This window comes from uncultured Cyclobacterium sp. (assembly GCF_963976465.1).
GTDB lineage: Bacteria > Bacteroidota > Bacteroidia > Cytophagales > Cyclobacteriaceae > Cyclobacterium.
The window spans coordinates 1-3,358 of the sequence record NZ_CAXBOC010000561.1 but is presented as its reverse complement, the minus strand read 5'-3'; the positions used below and the strand labels follow the sequence as shown (position 1 = coordinate 3,358).

Annotated in this window: 3 protein-coding genes; 1 reads left to right on the top strand and 2 read right to left on the bottom strand. The window is 39.1% G+C overall.

The genetic code is table 11. From position 1 onward, the window contains the following. Positions 1 to 468 (bottom strand): ABC transporter permease (locus tag AAC037_RS22170; RefSeq protein WP_339905692.1); only part of this gene is annotated, 468 nt, incomplete at its 3' end. Between the two features lie 115 nt (positions 469 to 583). On the opposite strand from AAC037_RS22170, the gene queA reads away from it, so the two are divergent. Continuing rightward, on the top strand, positions 584 to 1,633 hold the full coding sequence (gene queA, locus AAC037_RS22165; protein WP_014018569.1) for a tRNA preQ1(34) S-adenosylmethionine ribosyltransferase-isomerase QueA: 1,050 nt from the start codon (positions 584 to 586) through the stop codon (positions 1,631 to 1,633). A 176-nt stretch (positions 1,634 to 1,809) separates the two neighbouring features. Here queA and AAC037_RS22160 read toward each other — a convergent pair. Next, positions 1,810 to 3,358, bottom strand: a 1,549-nt coding sequence (locus AAC037_RS22160; RefSeq protein WP_339905690.1) for a cation:proton antiporter, incomplete at its 5' end; no start/stop codon positions are given.

Sequence of the window (3,358 nt, the reverse complement as noted above, 5' to 3'; positions counted from 1 at the left end):
AATTTCCATCTCGGTAAAAAACCTTCCTTTATCAATAGGTATGTCGTAAACTTCTTTATGGTTGAAAACAACGCCATCCAAATTGGCCATTTCATAGGCATTGCTATTGGCCTTTACGGTAGTTCTTGTGTTGGCAGAAATGGTAACAGCATGGGCACTTTTCAGACGTTCTTCTAAAAATGTAAATTCAGCATAGTTGCCGGGAGGTCTTCTGAAATACCGCCACCAGGGGTAATCCTGGCCTCCTGCAGCAAATGGAAATCGGTCTACGCGAACCACATTGCTTCCTAGGAAAGTAAGGCTGTCCTTGATGTTTTTTTCCAAAGAATCTACTAAGGTAAAAACAGCAATGATGGCGAAAATACCCACTGTTACACCCAATAACGAAAGAATGGTCCTCGTCAAATTGGACTTCAGTGCATCCATCGCAAAGCGAAAACTCTCCCAAATTAGTCTGAATACGATCAATTTTCAATATTATTTAAAACAATTTGACAATATAAATAGAATCTGGTTAAATTCTTATTAACTTTGCATTTTTTACGATAATTACGTTTAAAAGGTATTTCCTAAATATATACATATGAAGTTATCAGATTTCAAGTTTGAAATTCCAAAAAAACTTATTGCCCTTCATCCACCTGAGAACCGAGATGAATCCAGATTAATGGTTATTCACAAGGATACCGGAAAGATAGAACATAAAGTTTTCAAAGATGTCATCGATTATTTTGATACAGGAGATGTATTTGTAACCAACAATACGAAGGTATTTCCTGCAAGACTGTATGGAAACAAAGAGAAAACCGGAGCCAAGATTGAGGTCTTTCTTTTAAGAGAGCTCAATCAGGAACTTAGGTTATGGGATGTTTTGGTGGATCCTGCCAGAAAGATTAGGGTAGGGAACAAACTTTATTTTGGGGATAGTGATTTGGTTGCCGAAGTAATTGATAACACTACTTCCAGGGGCCGAACCATTCGATTCTTATTTGACGGTACAGACGAGGAGTTTTACAAGACCATAGACACACTCGGAGAAACGCCAATATTGAAAGATTTCATCGAGAGAGATGTGGTAGATGCTGACAGAGAAAGGTATCAAACCATCTTTGCCCAGCATGTAGGAGCTGTTGCAGCACCAACGGCAGGTTTGCATTTCACCCCACATTTAATGAAACGCCTTGAAATTAAAGGTGTTGAAGTAAGTCCTATTACTTTGCATATTGGCTTGGGTACATTCAGACAAGTGGACGTGGAAGACCTTACGAAGCATAAAATGGATTCGGAGAATTATGACATTCCACAAGGTACTGTTGATTTGGTCAATACTGCCCTTGATGAAAAGAAAAGAGTGGTTTCTGTAGGGACTACTTCCCTAAAAACCATTGAATCTTCTGTTACCGCAAATGGTAGATTAAAAGCAAGTAGTGGTTGGACAGATAAGTTTATCATTCCTCCTTACGAATTTAAAATTGCCAATGCCCTAATCACCAACTTTCATTTGCCTGAATCAACATTGTTGATGACAGCTTCTGCTTTTGGTGGATATGATTTGATCATGAAGGCTTACCAAGAAGGTATCAAAGAAGGTTATAAATTCTTTAGCTATGGCGATGCCATGCTAATCATTTAAAAGCCCCTTAAGTTATAATAATAAGAGCCTTTTCAATTTAATTTGGAAGGGCTCCTTTTTTTTAAGCCTTCGGTAAACCTAGGGAAAAGTGCCCTGGATGAGTTGAAAATAAAATCAGATGTAGCACTTAAGCTATAGATTTTAGGAAGTAGGAGGTGTCTCTTTGGGTTTTAGCCTTAGCTTATCCCCACCTCTTCTTCAAAGCTTTCCAAAGCTTCAGGTTTACCTACCACATAAACAATGTCTCCCAATTTAATTTTGGTATGACCGGTTATTTCTGTAAGGGTTTTCCCTCCTCTTTTGATGGCTACTAAATTTAGGCCTGAGTTTTCTCTTAAATTACTTTCCTTAATTGATTTTCCGATAAATTGGCCATGATCTTTTTCTATTTTTATTCCTGAGAAATTGATTTCAGGGATGTCAAGGCTCGGGACAGTACTTTCATTAGATGGCGTTCGGAAAACTTCATAATTGTGAAACCTTACATCATTGGTGAAGTCATCCACCTCACCTTTTGGTACAAGGTATTTATTCAAGACACGGGTGAAAATTTCTATGGAAGTTTCAAATTCTTCAGGTATAACTTCATCGGCTCCCATATTGAGCATCGATTCGATTTCATTGACGTACCTCGTTCTTACGATGATGAAAACATTTTGGGAGGCCTCCCTGATATTCATGATTATACCGGTGGTAGCAGGTTGATTGGAGATGGCTATCACAGCTACCCTGGCTTTGTGAATTTTAACATGTTCAAGCACCACGGCATTGCCTGCATCACCATAGATGATAGGTTCACCTTTTGCGGCTTCTACTTTTACTGTTTCCGGGTTCATCTCTATAATTACATAGGTGATTTTTGCCCTTTTGGCAGCTCGGGCCAAGTTTCTTCCATTCAGCCCATAGCCAATAATTACCAAATGATCATTCAATGATTCTTTTTCAAGGTCGATTTCAGGAATTTGTACGCGTTCTTCCAACCTGTCTTTAATTTTCTTTGGCATGGGAATATTGAGCACCCTGCAGGCAAGCTTTTCCCTTTGCTTTAGAACAAAAGGGGTAATGATCATGGTTAGGATAGAGATGGCCAGGAAAAATTGATAAGTAGTATTGTCCAACAATTCGTACTTCAATCCTTCTTTAGCCAATAGAAGGGAAAATTCTCCCACTTGGAAGATAGAAAAACCTACAATAAAAGATTCTTTAAAACTACTTCCCAAAGATTTTACAGCCAGAGAGGTGACAGTGAATTTTACCAAGAATGTAAGCAGCACCAAAGCCAAGATCAATAGTAAGTTTTCAGCTAAAAAACCAATATCGAACAACATGCCTACTGAGACAAAAAAGAAGCTGAGGAAAATTTCTCTAAAAGGAAGTATCTTTCCTGTAGCATGGTGACTGTATTCTGATTCACTGATGATAAGCCCGGCCAGAAAAGCACCCAAGCCCAACGAAAGACCCAGCAATGAAGTGGCATAGGCTACGGCAAAACAGGTAACGATAATGCTTAATAGGAAAAGCTCTTCATTTTTGGTTTTTGCGATTCGGTACAGCAACTGGGGAATCAGGTATTTTGCACTGATAATGGTTAGCAGGATTACCAGACCTCCTTTTAGTGCCATGTAAAACAGCGAGAGTAAAACATTGTCTGACTCTCCGGCCAACATGGGAGTGAAAAGCACCAAGGGTACGATGATGATGTCCTGACAGATCAGCATGGCCAAG